Consider the following 25,163-nt stretch of genomic DNA (forward strand, 5'->3'; position numbering starts at 1 on the left):
CGCACACCCCGCTGCGTAGCGCCTTGGCCAACGCAAAATCGATTGCCCCGGACCGGTCGGGAAGGCGAACCTTGCACGGTTTGGACCACTCGACCAGTCATGGGGCGTCATGCAGATCAGCGATCTTCCCTATCCGGATCCCGGAGTCCCGGACGCCCGCTCCGGCCCGCGATTCCTGGTGTGGCTGGGACGCGGCCAACTCGGCGGACAAGCCAAGAGCCTGTGCTGGGGACTGGTGCACTTCGGCGGCGTCGCCGGGCTGCCGTACGCGGTGGGCCTGGGCGTCGACGCGGTCGTCCGGCGCGACGGCACCGGACTGCTGCTGGTCGGCGCGCTGCTGGCACTGATCGGCGTCGCCATCTCGGTCGGCGACGCGATGCTCCACCGGACCGCCGTCACCAACTGGATCACCGCCGCCGCGCGGGTGCAGCAACTGCTCGCCCGCAAGACCGCCGAACTGGGCTCAGCCCTGACCCGGCGGGTCGCGGCGGGCGAGGTCGTCGCGGTCTCCACGGGCGACGTGGAGAAGATCGGCTGGTTCGTCGAGGCGGTCTCCCGCTTCCTCGCCGCCGCCTTCTCCGTCGTCGCCATCTGCGTCGGCCTGCTGTTCTACGCGCCCGCGATCGGCGTGGTCGTCGCCATCGGCGTCCCCGTGCTGGCCCTGTCCGTACTGCCGCTGCTGCCGCGTGCCACCCGGCGCGCCGACGTCCAGCGCGAGAAGGCAGGCAAGGCCACCGAACTCGCCTCCGACACCGTCGCCGGCCTGCGGGTGCTGCGCGGCATCGGCGGCGAGGAGCTGTTCCTGGGCCGCTACCGCGAGGCCTCGCAGGAGGTCCGCAAGGCCGCCGTGCGCAGCGCCCGGATGTGGGCGCTGATCTCCGCGATCCAGGTGCTGCTCCCGGGCGCCCTGCTGATCACCGTGGTCTGGTACGGCTCCGTGCTCGTGCTGGACGGCCGGCTGGAGGTCGGCGAACTCGTCGCCGCCTTCAGCGCGGTGGCCACGATGCTCTACCCGCTGCGGCACTTCGAGGAGATCGCCATGGCGTACTCCTTCTCCCGGCCCTCCGCTGCGCGGGCGGCGCGGGTGCTGTCGCTGACGCGTACGGACGCCCCCGAGCCCAAGGCGCCGGACGCCGGGATCCCGCAGGCTCCGGCCCCGGGCGGGGACCTGTACGACCCCGCGACGGGACTGCTGGCCCCGGCGGGCCGGTTCACCGCCGTGGTGTGCGGGGATCCGGACCTGGCGGGCCGGCTCGCCGAGCGCCTCGGCGGGCATCCGGCGGACGACGGCCCGGCGGCCGAGCGGGTCTCGGTGCTGCTGGGCGGGGTCGCCCTGGACGAGCTCGCCCTGGACACCGCGCGCACCCTGGTCCTCGTGCAGGACAAGGACCCGGTGCTGCTGTCCGGGACGCTGCGCGAGCTGTTCGCCGTACCGGCGTCCGGAGCGGTCGAGCCCGGGGCGGCGCTGGCCGCCGCCCAGTGCGCGGACGTCCTGGAGGCGCTGCTGCAGTCGGCGCCGGACGGGGTGGAGGACCCGATGGACGCGCGGATCACCGAGCGCGGCCGGTCCCTCTCCGGCGGCCAGCGCCAGCGGCTCGCGCTGGCCCGGTCCCTGGCCACCGACCCGGAGGTGCTGGTCCTGGACGAACCGACCTCTGCGGTCGACTCGCACACCGAGGCACGGATCGCGGACGGGATCACCGCACTGCGCGCCGGGCGCACGACGGTGGTACTGGCCTCCTCGCCCCTGCTCCTGGACCGAGCCGACCGGGTGGTCCTGATCCACGAGGGCGCGGTCGCCGCGACCGGTACGCACCGCGAACTGCTGCACGGCGAACCGCTCTACCGGGCGGTCGTCACCCGCGAGACCGACGAGGAACAGCGGGTGGCCCGACTGGAGCTGACCCGGCTGGAAGAAGCACTCACAGAGATCGAGGAATCCGCATGATCGGCGTGGCGCCGCCGCAATACGATCCGGCGGCCCCCGCATCGGCCGCCACCCTGCCCGTGGGCACGACGGCGACCGTACGGGACTATGTGCGCGGCCTGTTCCGCCGCCACCGGCGGGCCTTCGTGGTGCTGGTGACGGTCAACGCGGCCGCGGTGACCGCCTCCATGGTCGGCCCGTACCTGCTGGGCCGCGTCGTGGACCAGCTGGCGGCGGGGGCCCGCGAGCTCCATCTGGGGCGCGTGGCACTGCTGTTCGCGCTGGCCCTCGTGGTCCAGACGTTCTTCGTGCGGCTGGTCCGGCTGCGCGGCGCGATGCTCGGCGAGGAGATGCTGGCCGATCTGCGCGAGGACTTCCTGGTGCGGTCCGTGGGCCTGCCCCCGGGCGTGCTGGAGCGGGCCGGCACCGGTGACCTGCTGTCGCGGATCACCACCGACATCGACCGGCTGGCCAACGCGATGCGCGAGGCCGTGCCTCAGCTGGCCATCGGCGTGGTCTGGGTGGGGCTGCTCTTCGGGGCGCTCACGGTGACCGCGCCGCCGCTGGCCCTGGCCGCGCTGGTGGCGCTGCCGGTGCTGGTGATCGGCTGCCGCTGGTACTTCCGGCGGGCGCCGTCGGCGTACCGCTCGGAGGCGGCCGGGTACGCGGCGGTCTCCGCCGTGCTCACCGAGACGGTGGACGCCGGGCACACGGTCGAGGCGCACCGCCTCGGGTCGGCCCGGATCGCGCTGTCGGAGCAGCGGATCAAGGAGTGGACGGCGTGGGAGCGGTACACGCTGTACCTGCGGACGGTCCTCTTCCCCGTCATCAACGTCACCTTCGTGACGATCCTCGGCTCCGTGCTGATGATCGGCGGCTACTGCGTGCTCCAGGGCTGGATGTCCGTGGGACAGCTGACCACCGGTGCACTGCTGGCGCAGATGATGGTCGATCCGATCGGCCTGATCCTGCGCTGGTACGACGAGCTGCAGGTCGCCCAGGTGTCGCTCGCCCGCCTGGTGGGCGTACGGGAGATCGAGCCGGACGCGGGTGACGCGGGCGTCTCCCCGGCGGGGCGGGACGTACGGGCCGACGAGGTGCGCTTCGGCTACCGGGAGGGCGTGGACGTGCTGCACCAGGTGTCCATGTCCGTGCCGCCGGGCACCCGGATGGCGCTGGTCGGACCCTCGGGGGCGGGCAAGTCCACTCTGGGCCGGCTGCTGGCGGGCATCTACGCGCCGCGGACCGGTGAGATCACCCTCGGCGGGGCGCAGCTGGCGCGGATGCCCGCGGAGCGGGTGCGCGAGCAGGTGGCGCTGGTCAACCAGGAGCACCACGTGTTCGTGGGCTCGCTGCGGGACAACCTGCGGCTGGCGCGCACCGGGGCCGATGACGCCGAGCTGTGGGCGGCGCTGGGCGCGGTGGACGCGGACGGGTGGGCCCGGGCGCTGGAGACCGGACTGGACACCGAGGTGGGCTCGGGCGGTACGGCGCTGACCCCGGCGCAGGCGCAGCAGATCGCGCTGGCCCGGCTGGTGCTGGCGGATCCGCACACGCTGGTGCTGGACGAGGCGACCTCGCTGCTGGACCCGCGGGCCGCGCGGCATTTGGAGCGCTCGCTGGCCCGGGTGCTGGACGGCCGTACGGTGATCGCGATCGCGCACCGGCTGCACACCGCGCACGACGCGGACGTGATCGCGGTGGTCGAGGGCGGCCGGATCAGCGAACTGGGCTCGCACGACGAGCTGGTCGCGGCGGACGGCGCGTACGCGGCGCTGTGGCGCTCCTGGCACGGCTGACCGGCCGGCGTCGCCTGCCGTACGAGGCCCCGGTCCCCCGCCGCAGCGCGGGGGCCGGGGCCTTCGCCCTGCCGGGGCCTTCGCCGTGCCGACGGGCTCCTGGACGATGACCTAGATGAAGCCGAGGGCGGAGGCTCCGCCCATGCCGCCGAGCAGCATGAACACGGGCATGAGCACCTTGAGCTCGACCCAGCTGCCGGCCCGGAAGCGCATGGCCTTGGGCGGGCCGATGGGGTACCAGCGCTTCCCGGCGATCGGGAGGGGCCACAGGATGGGGCAGCCGGAGACGGTCAGGGCGTCGCCGATGTCGTGGACCAGGGCGCCGAGCAGGATCGGCAGGCCGAGCCAGAGGTATTCCTGGCCGGGGTCGGTGAACAGCCATCCGGCGCCGTTGCCGGGCTGGTCCAGGAAGCCGGCCAGGATCCAGGCGCTGGTGGCGCCCAGCAGCCAGACCAGGACGTCGCTGGACATCCGGGCGGCCCGCCACAGCAGGCCCTCGACGGCCAGGACCAGGTGGACGAAGAGCAGGACGAGCACGCCCCAGCGGTCGGTGGTGACCGCCAGCGCGGAGGATCCGCCACCGATCAGGACGGCCCAGAGCCAGGTGTGCGTCAGGGTGCGGTGGCCGCCGGTGCGGCGGGCGTCCTTCGGGGCGCGGGTGGCCTTGTAGACGGCGTAGGAGATCTTGTCGACCACTTCGCACAGGACCTTGGACAGCGGGCCGAAGGCGCGCGAGATCGTCGCCGACTTGTGGTCCAGGTCGGGGGCGAGGGCCGCGCCGGCGCAGATGAGCGCGCCGACGACGAGGACCGGCCAGGGCATCGGGTGCCCGGCGGCCGCGGCCGCCGCTCCCACCCCCAGCCAGGCTGCCGCCCCGGACAGTGAGTGCGCCGGACCCATCATGGTCGTTCCCCGCCCCAGTCGTGTGGTGGTCGGGCCCTGTTGACGGTTTCGTTCGGGCCCGGTCAACGGCACAGCGTACCGGCGGTGATCTTCGATCCGTCCGCCGGTTCCCTCTTCCGGCGGGAAGCCAGGCAAGATGGGGGGTGTGACCCTCATTGATCAGCTCCCGCCGAACGCCGACCCCGACGCCCTCTTCGAGGCTTTCTCCTCGTGGGCGGAGGATCAGGGCATCACCCTGTACCCGGCTCAGGAGGAGGCACTGATCGAGGTCGTCTCCGGGGCGAACGTGATCTTGTCCACCCCGACCGGCTCCGGCAAGAGCCTCGTCGCGGCGGGCGCGCACTTCACCGCCCTCGCCCAGGACAAGGTGACCTTCTACACCGCCCCGATCAAGGCGCTGGTGTCGGAGAAGTTCTTCGACCTGTGCAAGCTCTTCGGCACCGAGAACGTCGGCATGCTGACCGGCGACGCCTCCGTGAACGCGGACGCCCCGGTGATCTGCTGCACCGCCGAGGTGCTGGCGTCCATCGCCCTGCGCGACGGCAAGTACGCCGACATCGGCCAGGTCGTGATGGACGAGTTCCACTTCTACGCCGAGCCGGACCGCGGCTGGGCGTGGCAGATCCCCCTGCTGGAGCTGCCGCAGGCGCAGTTCGTCCTGATGTCGGCGACGCTCGGCGACATGAAGCGGTTCGAGGAGGACCTGACCCGGCGCACCGGCCGGCCGACCTCGGTGGTCCGCTCCGCGACCCGGCCCGTGCCGCTGTCGTACGAGTACGTCACGACGCCGATCACCGACACGATCACCGAGCTGCTGGAGACCCGGCAGGCCCCGGTGTACATCGTGCACTTCACGCAGGCCCAGGCGGTCGAGCGGGCGCAGTCGCTGATGAGCATCAACATGTGCACCCGCGAGGAGAAGGACAAGATCGCCGATCTGATCGGCAACTTCCGCTTCACCACCAAGTTCGGCCAGAACCTCTCCCGCTACGTCCGGCACGGCATCGGCGTCCACCACGCCGGCATGCTGCCCAAGTACCGGCGCCTGGTCGAGAAGCTGGCCCAGGCCGGCCTGCTGAAGGTGATCTGCGGTACCGACACCCTCGGTGTCGGCGTCAACGTCCCGATCCGCACGGTCCTGTTCACCGCGCTCACCAAGTACGACGGCAACCGGGTCCGCACGCTGCGCGCCCGCGAGTTCCACCAGATCGCCGGCCGCGCGGGCCGGGCCGGCTTCGACACGGCGGGCTACGTGGTCGCCCAGGCGCCCGAGCACGTCATCGAGAACGAGAAGGCCCTCGCGAAGGCCGGCGACGACCCGAAGAAGCGCCGCAAGGTGGTGCGCAAGAAGGCTCCCGAGGGCTTCGTCGCCTGGTCGGACACCACCTTCGAGAAGCTGATCGCCGCCGACCCGGAGCCGCTGACCTCCCGCTTCAAGGTCACCAACATCATGCTGCTGTCGGTCATCGCCCGCCCGGGCGACGCCTTCCAGGCGATGCGCCACCTCCTGGAGGACAACCACGAGCCGCGCAAGGCGCAGCTGCGGCACATCCGCCGGGCCATCGCGATCTACCGCTCGCTGCTGGACGGAGGCGTGGTCGAGAAGCTCGACACCCCGGACGCGGAGGGCCGTACCATCCGGCTCACCGTCGACCTCCAGCAGGACTTCGCGCTCAACCAGCCGCTGTCCACCTTCGCGCTGGCCTCCTTCGAGCTGCTGGACCCGGACTCCCCCTCCTACGCGCTGGACATGGTCTCCGTGGTCGAGTCCACCCTGGACGACCCGCGCCAGATCCTGGCCGCGCAGCAGAACAAGGAGCGCGGCATCGCCGTGGGCGCGATGAAGGCCGACGGGATCGAGTACGAGGAGCGGATGGAGCGTCTGCAGGACGTCACGTATCCCAAGCCGCTCGAAGAGCTCCTCTTCCACGCCTACGACGTGTACCGCAAGAGCCACCCGTGGGTCGGCGACCACCCGGTCTCCCCGAAGTCGATCATCCGCGACATGTACGAGCGCGCGATGACCTTCACCGAGTTCACCTCCTTCTACGAACTCGCCCGCACCGAGGGCATCGTGCTGCGCTACCTGGCGAGCGCGTACAAGGCGCTGGACCACACCATTCCCGACGACCTCAAGTCCGAGGACCTCCAGGACCTCATCGCCTGGCTGGGCGAGCTCGTCCGCCAGGTCGACTCCAGCCTGCTCGACGAGTGGGAGCAGCTGGCGAACCCCGAGGTGGAGACGGCGGAGCAGGCCCAGGAGAAGGCCGACCAGGTCAAGCCGGTCACGGCGAACGCCCGCGCCTTCCGCGTCCTGGTCCGCAACGCCATGTTCCGCCGGGTGGAGCTCGCCGCCCTGGACCACGTCGACCAGCTGGGCGAACTGGACGCCGAGTCCGGCTGGGACGCCGACGCCTGGGGCGATGCCATGGACGCGTACTGGGACGAGTACGACGACCTGGGAACCGGCCCCGACGCCCGCGGCCCGAAGCTGCTCCAGATCGAGGAGGACCCGGCGCACGGCCTGTGGCGCGTCCGCCAGACCTTCGCGGACCCGAACGGGGACCATGGCTGGGGCATCAGCGCCGAGGTCGACCTCGCGGCTTCCGACGAGGAAGGCCGTGCGATCATCCGGCTGACCTCGGTCGGTGAGCTCGGCGCGCTCTGAACTCCCCCCGGACTCCGGCCGGGGGGAACCCCACCCGCAAGCGACCGGCACCGCCGACGCCGGTTTCCCGCCGGCTCCGCCCAGACCCGACAGTGGAGAACCTCTGATGACGAATCCCGCCGAGAGACTCGTCGATCTGCTCGACCTGGAGCAGATCGAGGTCAACATCTTCCGCGGCGCCAGCCCGCAGGAATCCCTCCAGCGGGTCTTCGGCGGGCAGGTCGCCGGCCAGGCCCTGGTGGCCGCAGGCCGCACCACCGAGAGCGACCGCCCGGTCCACTCGCTGCACGCGTACTTCCTGCGCCCCGGCATCCCCGGGGTGCCGATCGTGTACCAGGTGGAGCGGGTGCGCGACGGGCGGTCCTTCACCACGCGGCGCGTCACCGCGGTCCAGCAAGGCAAGACGATCTTCAATCTCACCGCCTCCTTCCACCATCCGGAGGAGGGCAGCATCGAGCACCAACTGCCTCCCCGACTCGACTTCCCCCACCCGGAGACGCTCCCGAAGGTCGCGGACGAGATCCGCGAACACCTGGGCGCGCTGCCCGAGGCGCTGGAGCGGATGGCCCGCCGCCAGCCGTTCGACATCCGGTACACGGACCGGCTCCGCTGGACTCCGGAGGAGCTCAAGGACGCCGACCCGCGCAGCGCGGTGTGGATGCGCGCCGTCGGCCCGCTGGGCGACGACCCGCTGGTGCACACGTGCGCCCTCACCTACGCCAGTGACATGACCCTCCTCGACGCCGTGCGCATTCCGGTGGAGCCCCTGTGGGGCATGCGCGGTTTCGACATGGCCTCCCTGGACCACGCCATGTGGTTCCACCGGCCGTTCCGCGCCGACGAGTGGTTCCTGTACGACCAGGAGTCGCCCATCGCGCACGGCGGCCGGGGCCTGGCCCGTGGCCGCATCTACGACCTGGAGGGCAGGCTGCTGGTCTCCGTGGTCCAGGAGGGGCTCTTCCGCCCGTACGCCGAGAACGCGGCCAAGCCGCCCGTGTCACCCCAGTAGCAGCCCACCCCTTCCGGCAGTCCGCAGGACTCCGCCGGCCCGGCAGTCCGTCCCGTCCACGAAGAGCTGAGCGCACCCATGCCCACCCCGGCCCTCCCCTGCCCCTGCGGGCTGCCCGCCACCTACCCGGAGTGCTGCGGCCGCTTCCACTCCGGTGCCCAGCAGGCGCCCACCGCCGAGCTGCTGATGCGCTCACGGTTCAGCGCGTTCGCCGTCGGCGACACCTCCTACCTGCTGCGCTCCTGGCATCCGAGCACGCGGCCCGGCCGGCTCGATCTGGACCCCGGCCAGCGCTGGGAGCGCCTGGAGATCCTCGCCACCGAACGCGGCGGGATGTTCGAGACGGAGGGTTCGGTGGAGTTCCGGGCGTACTACCGCGAGGGCGGGCACACCGGTTCCCTGCACGAGCACAGCGCCTTCACCCGGGAGGCCGGCGCCTGGGTCTACGTCGGCCCCCTGTCCCCCGTCGACTTCGACTGACCGCGGGCCCCGGTCAGCGCGAAGTCCAGGCTGGTGCGGTACCAGTGGACCTCGTCCGGAGGCTGCGCCCGCAGCAGCCGGAGCGCCACGGCCGCCGCGGCCGGGATCTGCGGGTGCCCGTACGGCGGGGGCGGGGCGAGCGCGGCCAGCACGATCCGCTCCGCCGGATCGGGCACGGCCTCCCGCAGTTCCTCCTCCGGGAGGACGGAGGCGAGCACGGCGGCCCGCTCCCAAGGGTCGGCGGTTCGTCTCAGCAGCAGCCCCACATAGCGCCCCCGCCACTTCCGCGGTCGCAGATCCGCCTTGGCGGCCAGCAGCTCCCGGTCGGCCGGGGGTGCGCTCCCGCGCAGCATCCCCGGCTCCCGGTCAGCGAACTCCCTTAACTCCGCGGTCAGATAGAGCCACACCACGACCCGGTAGCGGTTGATCCGGTAGCCGACCGGGGTGATGTGCCCGCAGCGCGCGAGCCGGGTGAACCGGCCCGGACTGACGCCCAGCAGCACGCCGGCGGCCTCGGCTCCGGCCACGGTCTCGACGCGCTCGCGCAGCGCGTCCGGAAATCCCTCGGCCGACCGGATCCGCTCCAGCTCGGCCCGCGTGTAGCGCGCGGCCCCTCCCGGCGCCGGCGGCCCGGCCCGTACGATGCCCAGCTGCACTGCCCTGGCGAACTCGGTCCGGGTCAGCCTCAGTTCCCCGGCCGCCCGGGCACCGCCCACCGCCGCATCCGGCGGCAGGTCCGCCCCCGCCACCCCCGACGGCCCGGCCGCCCCCACCATCGGCAGGGCCTGCCCCCGTACCTCCGACAAGACCTGCGTCGCGACCTCCATGACGGTCCTCCCCCACACGAGACGATTACTCTGTGTGAAGACCGTAACCCAGCGCTACGACACCCTGCGAGGCCTGTGGATAACTCAGGAACCGGGCGTTCCGGCAACCCGGCGTCCCGGCGTTCCGGCGTTCCGGCAACCCTGCGAGCCGGCAGACGCCTGGATCCGGAAGGCCTCAGCCCCCGGTGATCCGCCGCTCCGCCACTCCGAGGTGCTCCCCCACCCGGTTGACCAGCAGCGTCATCTCGTACGCGACCTGGCCGATGTCGGCCTCGGCGGCGCTCAGCACGCACAGCGAACTCCCCGCACCGGCCGCCATGACGAACAGGGCCCCGTCGTCGTACTCGACCATCGTCTGCCGTACCTCGCCCGCCCGGAAATGCCGGCCCGACCCCTTGGCCAGACTCTGCAACCCCGCCGCCACCGCCGCCAGGTGCTCCGCGTCCTCCCGGGCGAGCCCCGCGCTCGCACCCGTCACCAGACCGTCGTTGGAGAGCACCACCGCGTGCCTGACCTGCTGGACCCTGCGCGTCAGATCGTCGAGCAGCCAGTCGAGTTGCTTGTCCAGTGCCATTTCGAGCCCCTCCCCGTCGACGCCGCCGGCGTGGCCGCGCCCCACCCCTCGTAGTAAATGCCGTCAGCCTTCCCCACCAGCGCCTTTCGGGCAAGGAGGATGTCCCCATGGCGAAGAAGATGACTCAAGAGGAATGGCGGGCGTTCGTCTCGTACGGGACCCGCACCGGCAAGCTGTCCACCGTCCGCGAGGACGGCAGCCCGCACGTCGCACCCGTCTGGTTCGTCCTGGACGGCGACGCCTTCGTGTTCAACACCGGCAAGGACACGGTGAAGGGACGCAACCTGCTGCGCGACGGCCGGGTCGCCCTCTGCGTGGACGACGACCGTCCGCCGTATTCCTACGTCGTCCTCCAGGGGCGCGCCGAGATCGGCGAGGACCTGCAGGAGATGCTCCCCTGGGCGACGCGCATCGCCGCCCGCTACATGGGTGAGGAGCGCGCCGCGGCCTACGGTCGCCGCAACGCCGTCACCGGCGAACTCCTCGTCCGCGTCCCCATCGACAAGGTGATCTCCGTCGACGGCGTGACCCACTGACGCGGGCACCGCCCCCGCCCCCTCCCTCCCTGCCACCCGCCCCCTCACACGGAATCGGCCTGCGGCTCCACCGAGTCCAGCAGCCGGGCGGTGTGCACCCGCCCGGCGTACTCGACCAGCCTGATCAGCACTTCCTTCCCCGAGTCCTTGTCCCGCGCATCGCACAGCACCACCGGGGTCCCCGACTCCAGGTCCAGTGCCCGCGCCACCTCGTGCGACCCGTACCGCCGCGCTTCCGTGAAGCAGTTGACGGCCACCACGAACGGGATGCGCCGGTGTTCGAAGTAGTCCACCGCCGGGAAGCAGTCCTCCAGCCGCCGCGTGTCCGCGAGCACCACCGCACCGAGGGCGCCCTGCGACAGCTCGTCCCACAGGAACCAGAACCGGTCCTGCCCCGGCGTCCCGAACAGGTAGAGCGACAGCCCGGACCGGATGGTGATCCGCCCGAAGTCCATGGCCACGGTCGTGGTCGTCTTCTGCGCGACCCCGCCCGTGTCGTCGACCAGTTCGCCCGCCTCGCTGAGGAGTTCCTCCGTCCTCAGCGGCCGGATCTCGCTCACCGCGCCGACCAGCGTCGTCTTGCCGACGCCGAACCCGCCCGCCACGAGTATCTTCAGCGCGAGAGCAGCCAGTTCCCCGTCGGCCTCGGGATCCGCACCCGGATCGAGATCCGTCTCCGGGTCGGGCACAGAGGCCCGTCCGCCGGTTCCGTCGTGGTGTTGTCCCATCACAGCGCTCGCAATCCCTCGATGACTTCACGCAGAATCCGCTCGTCCGGCAGACGGGCGGGCGGCACCGGCCGGCTCACCCTGACGTGCCCGCCCTCCAACAGGTCGCCGAGCAGCACCCGCACCACGCCCACCGGCAGGTCCGCGTCCGCGGCGAGCTCCGCCACCGACTGCGTCTCGGACCGGCAGAGCCCCAGCAGCGCCCGGTGTTCGGGGCCGAGCAGGGACTCGGCCGCCGCGTCCCCGCCCTCGCCGTCGACGACGACCAGCGCGATCAGGTCGAACCGCACCCCGTGGGGTCCCGGCTTCGTACGCCCGCCCGTCATGGCGTACGGACGGACGAGCGGGCCCGCGTCGGCGTCGTACCACTGGCCGTTCACGTACCGGACCGCCGCTCTCAGCCCGCGGCCGGCGGCCGCGCCGCGAACCGGGGCGGAGTGTAGAGGTGCTCCCCGACCCGCTTCACGAGCCGGGCCATCTCGTACGCGATCAGCCCGATGTCGGCGCTCGCAGCACTCAGCACGGCCAGGCAGGAGCCGTCCCCGGCGGCCGCGACGAAGAGGAACCCCTCGTCCATCTCCACCATCGTCTGGCGCACGCCCCCGGCGTGGAAGTGCCGCCCCGCGCCCTTCGCGAGACTGTGGAAGCCGGAGGCAACGGCGGCCAGGTGCTCGGCGTCCTCCCGGCTGAGCGCGCTGGACGCCCCCACCGCCAGACCGTCGTTGGACAGGACCACGGCGTGCCGGACCTCGCGGACCCGGACCACCAGATCGTCCAACAGCCAGTCCAGTTCGCCGGACCTGCGGATCCCGTCAGGATTGAATCTCTGGTGTTCGATCATCACACTTCTCCTTCGCTGCCTGCGTGGTCGGAGTTCTCCTGGGCGCCGCGGACCCAGCCGGCCCGGTAGGACGCCATCCGGTCCCGGGTCTCCTCCGGGCTGCGCCCGGGCGGGTCCTCGGGCGGGCGCGCCCCGGCCGGGGCCTTCGGGGCGGGGGCCTCGCGCAGTTGCGGGACCAGGCTGGCCTGGCGCACGCGGCGCGGCAGTTCGGTGACCGCCGCGCCCGCGGTACCCCGCGCCCGCAGGGGGGCCACCGGCGCCGGGTGCGGCTCGTCCTCCCGTACGGGGCTCCGCTCCGGCGCCGGGATGCCGCGCGGTTCCTCCCGTACCGCCGCACGGCGTGCGTCCTTGCGTACGACGGTCATCGCGGGCGGCGCCGGCTCCCGCGGTTGCGCCGGGGGCTCGAAGAGCTCCTCCGGAGCCGGGGCCGGGGCGGGGACCGGAGCCGGGGCCGGGGCGGGGACCGGGGCGGGTGCCTTCGCCTGCCCTGAGCCGGTCTCTATCGCGCCTTGGAGCAGGGAGTTCGGCAGGAGCACCACGGCGGTCGTGCCCCCGTACGGCGACGTCCGCAGGTGCACCCGGACACCGTGCCGGGCCGAGAGCCGGCTGATGACGAAGAGCCCGAGCCGGTCGCTGTCGAAGAGGTCGAGGGCCTCGGACTGTTCGATGCGCCGGTTGGCCTCGTGGAGGGATTCGCGGCCCATGCCGAGCCCGCGGTCCTCGACCTCCAGGACGTATCCGGCGCCGACGGGCTCGCCGCTGACGCGGACCTTGGTGTGGGGCGGGGAGAACTGGGTGGCGTTCTCGATGAGTTCGGCGAGGAGGTGCGTGAGGTCGGCGACCGCGCCGCCGAGTACGGCCGCCTCGGCCAGCTGGCGGACCTCGACGCGCGGATAGTCCTCGATCTCGGAGACCGCGGCCCGTACGACGTTCGTCAGCGGGACCGGCATCCGCCAGGCCCGCCCGGGGGCGGCCCCGGACAGGATGATCAGGCTCTCGGCGTGCCGGCGCATCCGTGTCGTGAGGTGGTCGAGGCGGAAGAGGTCGCCGAGTTCGCCGGGGTCGTCGGCGCGCCGCTCCATCGAGTCGAGCAGGGTGAGCTGCTTGTGCACCAGGACCTGGCTGCGACGGGCGAGGTTGACGAAGACGCCGCTCACCCCGCTGGCGAGCTCGGCACGCTCGACCGCGGCGCTCAGGGCCGCCCGGTGGACGGTGGCGAGGGCCTCGCCGACCTGGGTGATCTCGTCGTCGGCGGGCGGCGGGGGCGGGGTCTCCGCCTCGACGTCGAGGTCCTGGCCGGCCCGCAGCCGGTCCATGGCGTGCGGCAGCTTGCGGTGGGCGATCTCCAGCGCGGTGTTGCGCAGCGAGACGAGCTCCACGACGAGGGCGCGGCCGATGCGCACCGAGATGACGAGGGAGGCGGCGACTGCGGCGAGGCCCAGCAGTACGGCCGCTCCGGCGGGGCTGAGGCCGCCCTGGGCGAGGGGGTCGGTGCGGTCGACGGCTCCGGCGTGCGCGGCGGCGCCGATCTCGCGCATCGAGGTGCTGATGCCGGTGTAGGCGGCGTCCCAGCCGGCGGGCGCGCCGCGGGCCGCGTCCTTGGCCGGCCCGGTGGCGGATCCGGTGGCGGGTCCAGGGGCGGATCCCGAGGCCGCCCCGGCCGTGAGCACCCGGTCCTCGGCTGCGGTCAGCTCGGCGTAGGCGGCACTCTTCGCGACGGACTGCCAGGCGGCCTGCTGGGCGGCGGGCAGGTCGTCGGCGCTGCCCGCGGTGAGGGCGCGGCGGGTTTCGATGACCCCGGTGAGGCGCCGAAGCGTTTCGGCGGTACGCGGTCCGGGTGCGGCGATCAGCGCGTCCTCGCGGGAGAGGAGCTCCCCGGCTCGGGCGAATTCGAGCAGGACGCGGGCATCGGCGCCGAGTTCGGCCTCCGCGCCGCCGGTGAGGGAGCCGTCGACGGCGAGGGCGCCGTCGACCACGCGCGTGTAGGTCTCGTACGCCGAGTCCTGGGTCGCCCGCCGGTCCGTGACGTCCTTGCGGGTGGCGCCGAGTCCCTCCGCCGCGGCCACGAAGGCGCCGACGCGGACCACGACGGCGGTGCGGTGGTCGCCGGACTCGGCGACGGTGTGCCGGTCGCCGAGCCGGAGCCGCCGGACGGCGGCGTCGGTGCGCCGCGCCTGCTGTTCGAGCGCGGCGCCCTGGTCGGAGGCGGGATCGGCCAGGTAGCGGACGGCCGCGCGCCGTTCGGCCTGGAGCTCGGTGACGGCGGCCGCGAGGGGGGTGCGGATCTGCTCGTCGACCCGCTGGGCGCGGGTGAGCCGGGCGATGTCCTGGGCGGTGCTGACGGTCGCGAAGCCCCAGAGGGCGAGCAGCGAGACGACCGGGACCATCAGGAGCGACACGATCTTCGCGCGGACGGAGGCGGGGCGCAGCCTCGGCCGCAGACCCGGTCGGCGGGGCCGGCCGTCGGCGGCGGCCGCCCTCGCCGGACCGGGTCCGCCGGGCCGCCCGTCCTCCGGCGCTGCCGGTTCCTCGGCGGGCGGTCCGGCGTGCGCCCGGCGGCCGCGCGCCGGGGGCGCGGGCAGCTGCGGCGCCGCTGCCGGTGGTCTGCGGGGTGTGCGCATGGGCTCCTCGTTCCGGATGCGGTCCAGCGGAGTGGTTCGGGACGGTTCGACAGTTGGGCGGATCGGCGGATCGGCAGGCCGCCAGATCGGCAGGCCCGCAGATCAGCGGGCCGCCGCGGGCGGTACCGCGGACGCCGCCGGCGCGTGCGTCGACGCCGGTGCCGAGGCGGGTGCCCGCCCGCCCAGATGCCGGGCGGCCGACGCCGAGGCCGCGCGCTCGTCTGCCGTCGGGGAGAGCGCGACGAACGCGGAGGTGATGAACAGGTACGAGCCGAGCCCGACGGCGAGCGGGAAGATGAACTGCATCGCGGTGGCGCCCGCCAGCGCCTGGTCCGAGGGGGCCACGTTGACGGCGACCGCCAGCATCCCGGTGTAGTGCATGCTGCTGACGGCGGCGCCCATGACGAGCGAGGCGACGGCTACCGCGACCGGGGCCTTGATGTTCAGCGCGGCCCACAGCGCGGCGGTGGCCGCGACGACGGCGATGGCGACCGAGAGCCCGACCGTGAGCGGGTCGTAGGAGACGCTGCCGTGCAGGCGCAGGGCGGCCATCCCGAGGTAGTGCATGCTGGCGACGCCGAGGCCGGTGGTGAGCCCGCCGAGGACCAGGGCGCGGCCACGGGCCCTGCCGTAGCCGACGGCGAACACCCCGGCGCCGACGACGAGCACGGCGACGAGGAGGCTGAGAATGGTCAGCGGCACGTTGTAGTGGATCTCGGTACCGGTGACGTTGAAGCCGAGCATCGCGACGAAGTGCATCGTCCAGATGCCGGTGCCGATGGCCGAGGCCGCGGTGAGGAGCCAGTTGCGGCGGGAGGATCCGTTCGTCGCGGCGAGGGCGCGGACGGTGCAGCGCAGCCCGAGGGCAGCGCCGATGGATGCCATCACATATGACAGTACGGGTGTCAGCCAGCCATAGGCCGCGTGGTCGAGGTGTCCCATGGCCCCGGGACGCTAGTCCGGGTGAGGGCACGAACAAGGGGCGCATTTCGAAAGCAGCTGGAACTGCTGGAATATGACAGAGCTACGTTCGCCATCGATCACGCCACGTGCCACCTTGCGCACGCACCGCGCGGAGCCCATGGGGGATCATGTTCACATGAGCGAAGACCACACGCACGTGCAGGAGTTCTTCGGGACGCGCGCCGCCGACTGGGACCGGAAGTTCCCGGCGGACGGGCCCGCCTTCACCGCGGCCGTGGCCGAATTCGGCCTGCGCCCCGGGGACCGCGTCCTCGACGCGGGCTGCGGCACCGGGCGGGCGCTGACCGCGCTGCGCGCCGCAGTCGGCCCGGCCGGCACGGTGCTCGGCGCGGACCTCACCCCGCAGATGCTCGCCGCCGCACGGCGGGCCGGGCGGGACGCCGAGGGCGCGCTGCTGCTCGCGGACGTGGCGCGGCTGCCGCTGCGCGACGGGGTGCTCGACGCCGTGTTCGCCGCCGGGCTCATCGCGCACCTGCCCGATCCGGAGGCGAACCTGCGCGAGCTCGCCCGCGTCGTCCGCCCCGGCGGCCGGCTCGCCCTGTTCCACCCCATCGGACGGGCGGCCCTGGCGGCGCGGCAGGGCCGCGAGCTGACGCCGGACGACATGCGCGCCGAGCACAACCTGGGCCCGCTGCTGGCCGGTTCGGGCTGGGACATGACCTCGTACGCCGACGAGGACGCCCGCTTCCTGGCGCTCGCGCTGCGCCGCACCTGACCGGCCCCTCCCCACAGGCATTTCGTACGTCGGCACCTGGCCCGGGATCCGAGGAGGTGCCCCGGATCACGCCGGAGGCTGAGCCTCGGCCCCGGCCGGTCGGCGGGGATGCGGTACGGGGCACCCCCCTGAGCCGGGCACCGGGAACGTGCCGAGCTCGCCCACGTCATAGCCGTGGGGGTAGCCCTTGATCTCCCGGTTCTGCCGGGCGTGGTGCGGGGCCTTGCGCGGCGGCAGCAGCCGGACGGCGCGCCCGCGGAGCTTGAGGGCGCCCCGGAAGAGCCGCTTGACCTGCGGGCGGGGGCTCTCGTAGCGGAAGGCGGACAGCAGTGGCTCGTCGAGGAGGGAGAGGGCGAGTGCGCGCGCCGCGGGAGCGAGCGGCGCCGGGTACCAGGAGGCCATCAGGCCGATGGTGGAGTCGGCGACCGCGCGGCCGCCCTGGTCCCAGCCGAAGTGGGCGTCTTCGTACGCGATCAGGGTCTCCTCGAACTCCTCATAGGAGCCCGGAATGTCCTTTATGCCCAGGTGCCGACCGAGTTCGGCGTAATAGTTCGCGCTGGCGCGGCGCTCGTGGTGGGTCAACGCGCGCCAGCCGTAGGCGTCCATCCAGCGCACCGGAATCACCACGAACGTGCACAGGACGTAGCGCATGTCCTCGTTGGCGATGTCGTAGGCGCGGTGCATCTGGTTGACACGGCGGATCGCGGTGCGTGCGGTCTCGCTCTCGAACCCGTGCTCCACGACGGCGTCGAGGAGCAGCGAGGTGTCGTCGTAGCGCTTCTGCGGGCGGTCGGTGAACTCGGCGGTCTCGGCGAGCAGGCGGCCGATGCTGGGGACGGCGTACGTCCGGAGGAGGGCGAGCTCCAGGGCGCGGGTGAAGTCCCAGGGGAACTCGTAGGTGGTGGTGAGCCGGTAGATGGCGAGGAAGTCCTTGTCGGGGTCAAGACGGAGGATCTCCCTCAGCCGGTCGTAACGCTGCACCGGGTGTCCCTTTCTGTGGCGGGTGGCCAACTCTACGTGCAGGTGGCGGGCTTGGAAATCGACGGCCGCAGGCTCTCGACGCGGGGGTTACCCGCTGGTTAGGGTGCGCCGACGAGAGAGCGACCGGGAGGCCACGTGACGGACGAGGAGGGGGGCGGTTCGCTCTACGTGCTGACCGCCGTGCTGCTGACCCCCGCGCAGTTTCCGAGCATCCTGGGCGACGACTTCCCGGAGGCGTGCTCGCTGCTCGGTGTGAAGCCGGCGGCGCAGGGATACGGGCTGGTGCTCGGCCAGGACGAGGAGGGCGCGCGCTGGACGGTCGTCGTGGACGACGTCTCGCTCGTGGCCATGGCGATCGCCTCCTGGGACTGCGGCATGGAGTACGACCTGTCGCCCGACGAGCGGTCCATTGTGGTCTCGCTGGCGGGCTGGCCGCTGGCCCTGTCCGTGGCGGCGCCGGGCATCCCGGAGCCGCACGACCCGGAGCAGGGCGCCGACGGCACGGGGCGGGTGCCGCTGGCACCGCCGTCCGCCGAGGTGTGGGGGCCGGTACAGCGCCGGATGGGCGCGGACCAGATCGCCCGGGAGTGGACCGACTGGCACGAACGGGTCGCGACGGACGGCGGCGCGGCCGCCGCGGCGCACCCCGGGCTCGCGAGGGCGCTCCAGGAGGCGCTGGGGTACACGCAGAGCCCACCGCCACCCGGCAGGGTCCGGTCCTCGTTCGCGGGCGAGGGGGTGCGGACGCTCAGGGTGGACGGCCCCGGGTGGTCGTTGGTGGCGCGGACCGGCGACGCGGCCTTCATACTGCTGGACGAGGAGCCGAGCGAGGTCCTCGCCGTCCCCCGTGACGGGGATCCCGATCTCGGCCTGCCGAAGCTGCCGGAGCTGCTCGCGGCCCTGGACCGCGTCGCCGTACGCCCGGCCTGAACAGAGGGAGAGACGCCTTGCTGGTGGAATCGGAGCCGGTGGCCGTGGTGGTGGGCGGCCGCGCGGAGGCGGTCGACGACGACTGGGGGCGGGAGACGGCCGTGATCCGGCTGGACGCCGGGCGGTTCGGCCCTGAGGCCCTGTACGGGCTGGCGGAGTTCTCGCACCTGGAGGTCGTCTACCACTTCGACCGGGTTCCGGTGGAGAAGATCGAGACGGGCGCACGCCACCCCCGGGGCAACCCCGACTGGCCGCTGGTCGGCATCTTCGCCCAGCGCGGCAAGAACAGGCCGAACCGGCTGGGCGTCTCCCGATGCCGGATCCTGAAGGTGGACGGGCTCGAGGTGCACGTGGAGGGCCTGGACGCGGTCGACGGCACCCCGGTCCTGGACCTGAAGCCCTACATGGCCGAGTTCGGCCCTCGCGGCGAACTGCACCAGCCCCCGTGGGCCACGACCCTGATGCGCGACTACTACTAGCTGCGCCTCAGCGGCCCAGCTGCTTCCTGGATATGCCCCGCAGGCGGCGCCGCTGGGAGGAGTCCAGCAGCAGGTAGGCGGCGGCCGGCACACCGATCAGGACCAGCAGCCCGGCCCAGAACCCGACCGTCCAGAACAACACGATGGCTGCCGCGACTCCGGCAACCGCGACCTTGCCGCGCTTGGACATCTGCGGACACCTCCACCTGTCGTCGTCCACTACCCCCTCAACGCACCGCCGCGACCACGCGTTCCCGACCGCCCGCCCGCCCCGGCGAAGACCCGTGCGCCTCCCGGCCGGGCTCCGTCCGGGCCGGGCCGACGGCCCGGCCCGGCCCCCGCGGCGGCCACCACCGTCCGCGACCGCGCCGCCACGCCGTGGCGGCCTTTCGGGCACCGCGTGGCCGACGCGGCGCTTGTCGCGACCCGGTACCGGCACGACGATGGGGCGCTCCGGGTACCGCGGCACCACGGGAGGGCGCATGGACGATCCGCCGGTGGCACTGCCGGGCGGGGCCGATCCCGCCGAGCGCACGCGCGTACTGCGCCGGGCTCACACCGCTTTCACGCAGAACGGGCGGGTCGAGGCCCCGGTCAGGGCGGTGATCGCGAGCTCCTGGCGGCGGTGCGCCCGGGCCCGGGTCAGCCCGGAGTGCACGCCCCGGGTCGAGCTGGCGGAGGCGGAGCTCGGGTCGTACCGGGCGCAGCACCCCCTGGCCCGGGTGATGCCGGTGTTCCGGGATCTCGTGGGGGCGTTCGCGGCGCACGGGTCCCACCTGCTGGCGGTGTGCGACGCGCGGGGCAGCCTGCTCTGGGTGGAGGGTGAGTCGGCCACGCTGCGGCGGGCGGAACGGCTCGGATTCGTACCGGGCGCCCGCTGGGCGGAGACGGCGATGGGCACCAATGCGCCCGGTACGGCGGTCGCCGTCGGTCAGCCGGTCCAGGTCTTCGGAGCCGAGCACTTCAGCCGCCGGGTCCACCCCTGGACGTGCGCGGCGGCCCCGGTGCGCGATCCCCGGACCGGTCGGCTGCTCGGCGCGGTGGACATCACCGGCGGGGACGGCCTGGCCCATCCGCACTCCCTCGCCTTCGTGCAGGCGGTGGCCCGCGCCGCGGAGGCCCAACTGGCGCTGCTGGACCCGGTCATCCCGCCGGCCACCGGGGACACCCTCGGCGCCCTCGGCCGGGACGAGGCGCTGCTGGCCGGCGGGGCTGGCGGGGTCCGTCTGGGGAGGCGGCACAGCGAAATCATGGCTCTCCTCGCGCACCACCCCGAGGGCCTGACGGGCGAGGAGCTGGCGATCGCGCTGTACGAGGACGAGTCGGTGTCACCGGTGACCCTGCGCGCCGAAATGTCACGGCTGCGCGGAGTGCTGGGCGACCGCGCCCCGCTCTCGCGCCCGTACCGTACGGCGGCGCCGCTGGAGGCGGACTTCACCCTCGTGACCCGCCATCTGGCGGCCGGCGCCGTTTCGGCGGCCCTCCACCACTACGCGGGCCCGCTGCTCCCCGGCTCGACCGCGCCGGGCATCGTCCGGCTGCGGCGCCGGATCGAGGACCAGGCTCGGGCCGCGGTGATCGCCCGAGCGGACGCGGGGCTGCTGACCGACTGGGTGTGCACTCCGTGGGGCGCGGACGACGCGGCGGTGTGGCGGGCGCTGGCCGCAGCACTGCCGCCGGAGGGCCGCCCGGCCGCGCTGGCCCGCGTACGCGCCCTCGACGAGGAACTCGGCGCCGAGCCCGCCCTCGTACGCCAGGAGCCGGCTCCGCCCCCGCGGCCCGCAACGTATCCGCAACGTGCCCGCTCCTAGCCTCCTCCCGAGCGCTGTCCGACGGCGGCCGGCGCCCGGCAAGGGGAGGACACCATGGCCCGTTACGCTGCGCCCGGTACCGAAGGCGCGCTCATGTCGTACGCGTCCCGCTACGGCCACTTCATCGGCGGCGAGTACGTCGCGCCCGCCCTCGGCGGGTACTTCGCCGATCCCTCCCCCGTCAACGGCCAGACTTTCACGGAGGTCGCGCGCGGCACGGCCGAGGACGTGGAGCGGGCACTCGACGCGGCGCACGCGGCGGCGCCCGCCTGGGGCCGCACCTCCGTCGCCGAGCGGTCCACCGTACTGCTGCGCATCGCGGACCGGATGGAGCAGAACCTGGAGGCCCTGGCGGTCGCGGAGACCTGGGAGAACGGCAAGCCGGTCCGGGAGACCCTCGCCGCCGACATGCCTCTGGCCATCGACCAGTTCCGCTATTTCGCGGGTGCGCTGCGCGCCCAGGAAGGGGCGCTGAGCCAGCTCGACGACGACACCGTCGCCTACCACTTCCACGAGCCGCTGGGCGTGGTCGGGCAGATCATCCCGTGGAACTTCCCGATCCTGATGGCGGTGTGGAAGCTGGCTCCGGCGCTGGCGGCCGGGAACACGGTCGTGCTGAAGCCGGCCGAGCAGACCCCGGCCTCGGTCCACTACTGGCTGAGCCTGGTGGCGGACCTGCTGCCGCCGGGTGTGGTGAACATCGTCAACGGCTTCGGCGAGGAGGCGGGCAAGCCGCTGGCGTCCAGCCCGCGCGTTGCGAAGATCGCGTTCACCGGGGAGACCTCCACCGGGCGGCTGATCATGCAGTACGCGGCGGAGCACCTCAAGCCGGTCACCCTCGAACTCGGCGGGAAGAGCCCCAACCTCTTCTTCGACGACATCTGGACCACCGACGACGACCTGCGCGACAAGGCGCTGGAGGGGTTCACCATGTTCGCCCTGAACCAGGGCGAGGTGTGCACGAGCCCCTCGCGCGCACTGATCGAGCGTGGCCGCTACGGCGACTTCCTCGACGCGGCCGTGGCCCGTACCGAACTGATCGCGCCGGGGCACCCGCTGGACACGGACACGATGATCGGCGCGCAGGCTTCCGAGGAGCAGTTGCGCAAGGTCCTGTCGTACGTGGAGATCGGCCGGAAGGAGGGTGCGAAGATCCTGACGGGCGGTCGGCGCATCGAGCAGGACGGTGAACTCGCGGGCGGGTTCTACGTGGAGCCGACCATCTTCGAGGGGGACAACAGGATGCGGATCTTCCAGGAGGAGATCTTCGGCCCGGTGGTGTCCGTGACCTCGTTCCGGGACTTCGACGACGCCGTCCGGATCGCCAACGACACGGCGTACGGGCTGGGCGCGGGCGTCTGGACCCGCGACATCAACACCGCGTACCGGGCGGGCCGCGCGATCCAGGCGGGCCGCGTCTGGACGAACTGCTACCACGCCTACCCGGCCCACGCCGCCTTCGGCGGCTACAAGCAGTCGGGCATCGGCCGCGAGACCCACAAGATGATGCTGGAGCACTACCAGCAGACCAAGAACCTCCTGGTCTCGTACTCCCCCAAGAAGCTCGGTCTCTTCTGACCGCCTTCGCCCTTGGCTGCACACCGCTGCATCGCATTGCCCGCCTCGGTAAGGCCGAGCGCGGAGAACACCGAATGAGTCGGCTGGGGCGGTGGCACCGCCTCCGTCCCGGCCCGTCAGGGGCGTTCCTCCTGGCCCGATTCCACGTCGCGATGACATCGCCAGGAAGTGTGGGTGGCATCGTCAGACCCCGGCTCACGATCTGCTGGGCGGCGCACAGGCTGCGCTGCGCATCGCTTCCAGGGGCCTTCGACGCCGGCGGCAGCTCGGAGCTGCGGACGGCGGGGTGGGGTACGCCTCAAGAAGGGCGTGCCGCGGTGGACGGGGAGGAAGCCGGCTCCAGGCGGACGCAGCAGTGACCGGGGGCGGGTGCCAGGCATGCCTGGAGTCCGCGTTCGTCGAGTCCTTCGAGCACGCCACGGAGCAGGTGCAGGTTCATGCCGCACACGGTCTGGGTGTGTTCCCGTGCGAGCGCGTGGAAGGGGCAGTTTCCCAGGACGATGGCGTCGCCGTCGTAGCGGGGTTCGAAGCCGTTGTCTTCCAGCAGGGCGAGCGCACTCGTCCCGTCCGGCCCGGCGAGCTGTGTGCCCAGTTCGTGGGCTTTGCGGTGCAGGACGGTGCGGACCGGCTCACCCGTGGCTTCGGATTCCTCCAGTGCCCGGGCGAGCAGTCGTCCGGCGAGTTCGTAGTGCCGTTCGGGCAGGTTGACGGTGACCTGCTTGGTGGAGCGCTTGTAGAGCTTGGCGGGTCGGCCGGCGCCGGGACCGGTGCGGCCGCTGCGGCGTTCGTAGACGACGTCGAGGAGTGATTCGTCGGCCAGCCGGTCGAGGTGGAAGGCCGCGGTCTTCCGGGGAAGGCCGAAGGCCTCGGCCGCTTCGTCGCGGCTGACCGGTCCCGGCTGGCGCACGACGTGGTCGTACAGCCTCCTGCGGGTCGGCTCGTCGAGAGCGGCGACGGCGGAGACGTCGGGGCGGGGTGCCTCTTTCGGGTGGTCCATGGACACCAGTGTAAAACCCAGAGTCGTTGACGAAAGAAAATTTCCGCGCTTCTATTGGTAGTGGAAGTTGCCGATAGAAGGAGGGGCGCCATGTCGTCCGCATCCACAACCACCACGCCCGTCGCCCCCCGGCGGGCCGCCTTCAGTGACCCCGGCTACCAGGCATTCGTCATCCTGCGCACCGGGTTCACCGTGGCACCGATCCTGTTCGGGCTGGACAAGTTCGCCAACCTGCTCGTCGACTGGCCCACCTACCTCGCGCCCTGGGTCAACAACATCGTCCCGGGCAGCGCCCAGGCAGCCATGTACGCCGTCGGCGCCATCGAGATCATCGCGGGCCTTGCCGTCGCCGTCGCCCCGCGCTTCGGGGGCTGGCTGGTCGCCGGATGGCTCGCCGGCATCATCGTCAACCTGCTGACCATCCCCGGGTACTACGACGTGGCGCTGCGCGACTTCGGCCTCCTGCTCGGTGCGGTCGCCCTCGCCCGGCTCGCCCAGCGCTACCACGGCAAGCGGCAGCCCCACTGACAGGCCTCGAAGGGCACTCGGCGACGAGGCGGGTGAGCTCAGGGGGGCTTGACCCGCACTCGTTGCCGTGGCCGCCGCGACAGCCCGCGAGGGAGAAGTCCATGAGTGAGAACCTGGACCGGCTGGCCGCAGAAGGTGTGGCGGTCTGGCTGGATGATCTGAGCCGGGAGCGCCTCGCCGGCGGCAGACTGGCCGACTTGGTGCGTGAACAGCGGGTAGTGGGCATCACCAGCAACCCGACGATCTTTGCCAAGGCGATCCGCTCGGGTGCCCGCTACGACGGGCAGGTAGCCGATCTTGCCCGGCGCGGGGTCCGGGTCGAGGAAGCCGTCAGGATGCTGACCGCGTTCGACGTGCGCTGGGCCTGCGACGTGCTGCACCCGGCGTACGAGGCCAGTGGCGGGGTGGACGGACGGGTGTCGCTGGAGGTGGACCCGCGCGTCGCCCACGACACGGCGGCAACGGTCGCCGAGGCACGGGCCCTGTGGTGGCTGGTGGATCGGCCGAACCTTCTCGTGAAGATCCCCGCCACGCAGAAGGGCCTGGGGGCGATCAGCACGGCGCTCGCCGAAGGCATCAGCATCAATGTGACGCTGATCTTCTCCCTGGATCGCTACGACCAGGTCCTCGACGCCTTCCTGGACGGCATGGAAAGGGCGCATGCGGCGGGACACGACCTGGCGTCCATCGCCTCGGTGGCCTCCTTCTTCGTCAGCCGGGTGGACACCGAAGTCGACGGCCGACTCGACGGGATCGGCACACCTGAAGCACGGGAGCTGCGGGGGCGGGCCGCGGTCGCCAACGCCCGCCTGGCCTATCAGCGCTTCGAGCAGGCGTGCGCATCGAAGCGGTGGATGGCCCTTGCGGAGGCCGGGATGCGCCCCCAACGCCCGCTGTGGGCCTCCACCGGTGTGAAGGACGCCGCCTACTCCGACACCCGCTACGTCGACGAACTGGTGGCGCCCGGGACGGTCAACACCATGCCGGAGCAGACCCTGCGCGCGGTCGCGGACCATGGCCGCATCCAGGGCGACGCCATCCACGGCACGTATGTGACGGCCCAGCAGGTGCTCGATGACCTGGATGCGGTCGGGGTGTCCTATGACGATGTGGTGCGTGTGCTGGAGGAGGAGGGCATAGCCAAGTTCACGGCCTCCGGCAACGAGCTGTTCGAGCAACTGGATGCCGAACTGCACACCGGGCACGCCGCAGCCTGATGCGGCCCAGCCGCCTGCGACCGCCGGACG

General features: G+C 72.6%; 24 protein-coding genes. 13 read left to right on the top strand and 11 right to left on the bottom strand.

Annotated elements, in window-relative coordinates; all coding sequences use genetic code 11:
- Positions 1-109: 109 nt before the first annotated feature.
- Positions 110-1,948: an ABC transporter ATP-binding protein gene (locus ACIBAD_RS02135; protein WP_134068238.1), complete on the top strand. Its 1,839-nt coding sequence runs from the start codon at positions 110-112 to the stop codon at positions 1,946-1,948.
- Complete coding sequence (locus tag ACIBAD_RS02140; protein WP_398903770.1) at positions 1,945-3,726, top strand: ABC transporter ATP-binding protein; 1,782 nt, start codon at positions 1,945-1,947, stop codon at positions 3,724-3,726. Before ACIBAD_RS02135 ends, ACIBAD_RS02140 begins: the two co-directional genes overlap by 4 nt.
- Before the next feature lie 111 nt (positions 3,727-3,837).
- Here ACIBAD_RS02140 and ACIBAD_RS02145 read toward each other — a convergent pair whose 3' ends face one another.
- Complete coding sequence (locus tag ACIBAD_RS02145) at positions 3,838-4,629, bottom strand: metal-dependent hydrolase (RefSeq protein WP_134068240.1); 792 nt, start codon at positions 4,627-4,629, stop codon at positions 3,838-3,840.
- 145 nt (positions 4,630-4,774) lie between these two features.
- On the opposite strand from ACIBAD_RS02145, the gene ACIBAD_RS02150 reads away from it, so the two are divergent.
- From ACIBAD_RS02150 to ACIBAD_RS02160, 3 genes are all read left to right on the top strand, one after another.
- A complete protein-coding gene (locus ACIBAD_RS02150) occupies positions 4,775-7,297 on the top strand; it encodes a DEAD/DEAH box helicase (RefSeq protein WP_134068241.1) in 2,523 nt (840 codons plus the stop codon).
- 106 nt (positions 7,298-7,403) lie between these two features.
- Positions 7,404-8,306 carry an acyl-CoA thioesterase II gene (locus ACIBAD_RS02155; RefSeq protein ID WP_134068242.1) on the top strand — a complete coding sequence of 301 codons (903 nt, stop codon included), beginning with the start codon at positions 7,404-7,406 and terminating at the stop codon, positions 8,304-8,306.
- 78 nt (positions 8,307-8,384) lie between these two features.
- Positions 8,385-8,786 carry a YchJ family protein gene (locus ACIBAD_RS02160; protein ID WP_398903774.1) on the top strand — a complete coding sequence of 134 codons (402 nt, stop codon included), beginning with the start codon at positions 8,385-8,387 and terminating at the stop codon, positions 8,784-8,786.
- On the opposite strand, the gene ACIBAD_RS02165 is transcribed toward ACIBAD_RS02160, so the two are convergent.
- Positions 8,750-9,613, bottom strand: coding sequence for a DUF6397 family protein (locus ACIBAD_RS02165; RefSeq protein WP_398903776.1), 864 nt, complete (start codon positions 9,611-9,613; stop codon positions 8,750-8,752). The two genes, ACIBAD_RS02160 and ACIBAD_RS02165, sit on opposite strands and share 37 nt — an antisense overlap.
- Before the next feature lie 175 nt (positions 9,614-9,788).
- Entirely contained in the window at positions 9,789-10,187 is a 399-nt protein-coding gene (locus ACIBAD_RS02170) for a roadblock/LC7 domain-containing protein (protein WP_030158066.1), read from the bottom strand.
- 107 nt (positions 10,188-10,294) lie between these two features.
- Between ACIBAD_RS02170 and ACIBAD_RS02175 the strand changes: the two genes are divergently transcribed.
- Positions 10,295-10,723 carry a PPOX class F420-dependent oxidoreductase gene (locus ACIBAD_RS02175; RefSeq protein WP_398903778.1) on the top strand — a complete coding sequence of 143 codons (429 nt, stop codon included), beginning with the start codon at positions 10,295-10,297 and terminating at the stop codon, positions 10,721-10,723.
- A gap of 44 nt (positions 10,724-10,767) precedes the next feature.
- Here ACIBAD_RS02175 and ACIBAD_RS02180 read toward each other — a convergent pair whose 3' ends face one another.
- The 5 genes from ACIBAD_RS02180 to ACIBAD_RS02200 form a co-directional block, all read right to left on the bottom strand.
- Positions 10,768-11,451, bottom strand: a complete 684-nt coding sequence (locus ACIBAD_RS02180; RefSeq protein WP_398903780.1) for a GTP-binding protein — start codon at positions 11,449-11,451, stop codon at positions 10,768-10,770.
- Complete coding sequence (locus ACIBAD_RS02185; RefSeq protein WP_134068245.1) at positions 11,451-11,852, bottom strand: DUF742 domain-containing protein; 402 nt, start codon at positions 11,850-11,852, stop codon at positions 11,451-11,453. The genes ACIBAD_RS02180 and ACIBAD_RS02185 overlap by 1 nt, the downstream gene beginning before the upstream one ends.
- Positions 11,849-12,292 carry a roadblock/LC7 domain-containing protein gene (locus ACIBAD_RS02190; protein ID WP_030158074.1) on the bottom strand — a complete coding sequence of 148 codons (444 nt, stop codon included), beginning with the start codon at positions 12,290-12,292 and terminating at the stop codon, positions 11,849-11,851. The genes ACIBAD_RS02185 and ACIBAD_RS02190 overlap by 4 nt, the downstream gene beginning before the upstream one ends.
- A complete protein-coding gene (locus tag ACIBAD_RS02195) occupies positions 12,292-14,913 on the bottom strand; it encodes a nitrate- and nitrite sensing domain-containing protein (RefSeq protein ID WP_398903783.1) in 2,622 nt (873 codons plus the stop codon). The genes ACIBAD_RS02190 and ACIBAD_RS02195 overlap by 1 nt, the downstream gene beginning before the upstream one ends.
- 102 nt (positions 14,914-15,015) lie before the next feature.
- Positions 15,016-15,855 (bottom strand): MHYT domain-containing protein, encoded by an 840-nt coding sequence (locus ACIBAD_RS02200; RefSeq protein WP_398903785.1) that lies wholly within the window; start codon positions 15,853-15,855, stop codon positions 15,016-15,018.
- Positions 15,856-16,012: 157 nt separating this feature from the next.
- On the opposite strand from ACIBAD_RS02200, the gene ACIBAD_RS02205 reads away from it, so the two are divergent.
- Positions 16,013-16,612, top strand: a complete 600-nt coding sequence (locus ACIBAD_RS02205; protein WP_134068247.1) for a methyltransferase domain-containing protein — start codon at positions 16,013-16,015, stop codon at positions 16,610-16,612.
- Positions 16,613-16,678: 66 nt separating this feature from the next.
- Here the strand turns inward: ACIBAD_RS02205 and ACIBAD_RS02210 are convergent, their stop codons facing one another.
- Positions 16,679-17,593 carry an oxygenase MpaB family protein gene (locus ACIBAD_RS02210; protein WP_398903787.1) on the bottom strand — a complete coding sequence of 305 codons (915 nt, stop codon included), beginning with the start codon at positions 17,591-17,593 and terminating at the stop codon, positions 16,679-16,681.
- Between the two features lie 135 nt (positions 17,594-17,728).
- Between ACIBAD_RS02210 and ACIBAD_RS02215 the strand changes: the two genes are divergently transcribed.
- Positions 17,729-18,523 (top strand): hypothetical protein, encoded by a 795-nt coding sequence (locus ACIBAD_RS02215; RefSeq protein WP_398903789.1) that lies wholly within the window; start codon positions 17,729-17,731, stop codon positions 18,521-18,523.
- 23 nt (positions 18,524-18,546) lie between these two features.
- On the top strand, positions 18,547-19,002 hold the full coding sequence (locus ACIBAD_RS02220) for an SAM-dependent methyltransferase (RefSeq protein ID WP_398903969.1): 456 nt from the start codon (positions 18,547-18,549) through the stop codon (positions 19,000-19,002).
- Between the two features lie 7 nt (positions 19,003-19,009).
- On the opposite strand, the gene ACIBAD_RS02225 is transcribed toward ACIBAD_RS02220, so the two are convergent.
- A complete protein-coding gene (locus ACIBAD_RS02225) occupies positions 19,010-19,192 on the bottom strand; it encodes a hypothetical protein (protein ID WP_030158088.1) in 183 nt (60 codons plus the stop codon).
- A 292-nt stretch (positions 19,193-19,484) separates the two neighbouring features.
- Between ACIBAD_RS02225 and ACIBAD_RS02230 the strand changes: the two genes are divergently transcribed.
- Positions 19,485-20,813 (top strand): GAF domain-containing protein, encoded by a 1,329-nt coding sequence (locus ACIBAD_RS02230; RefSeq protein WP_398903792.1) that lies wholly within the window; start codon positions 19,485-19,487, stop codon positions 20,811-20,813.
- A 54-nt stretch (positions 20,814-20,867) separates the two neighbouring features.
- Positions 20,868-22,391, top strand: coding sequence for an aldehyde dehydrogenase family protein (locus ACIBAD_RS02235; RefSeq protein ID WP_398903794.1), 1,524 nt, complete (start codon positions 20,868-20,870; stop codon positions 22,389-22,391).
- Between the two features lie 298 nt (positions 22,392-22,689).
- Here ACIBAD_RS02235 and ACIBAD_RS02240 read toward each other — a convergent pair whose 3' ends face one another.
- Complete coding sequence (locus tag ACIBAD_RS02240; RefSeq protein ID WP_398903796.1) at positions 22,690-23,388, bottom strand: helix-turn-helix transcriptional regulator; 699 nt, start codon at positions 23,386-23,388, stop codon at positions 22,690-22,692.
- Positions 23,389-23,478: 90 nt separating this feature from the next.
- On the opposite strand from ACIBAD_RS02240, the gene ACIBAD_RS02245 reads away from it, so the two are divergent.
- Both ACIBAD_RS02245 and tal read left to right on the top strand, forming a co-directional pair.
- On the top strand, positions 23,479-23,916 hold the full coding sequence (locus ACIBAD_RS02245) for a hypothetical protein (RefSeq protein ID WP_398903798.1): 438 nt from the start codon (positions 23,479-23,481) through the stop codon (positions 23,914-23,916).
- A 101-nt stretch (positions 23,917-24,017) separates the two neighbouring features.
- On the top strand, positions 24,018-25,133 hold the full coding sequence (gene tal, locus ACIBAD_RS02250) for a transaldolase (RefSeq protein ID WP_398903800.1): 1,116 nt from the start codon (positions 24,018-24,020) through the stop codon (positions 25,131-25,133).
- Positions 25,134-25,163 lie beyond the last annotated feature (30 nt).

This window comes from Streptomyces sp. NPDC051109 (assembly GCF_044455885.1).
In the GTDB taxonomy this organism is placed as follows: domain Bacteria; phylum Actinomycetota; class Actinomycetes; order Streptomycetales; family Streptomycetaceae; genus Streptomyces.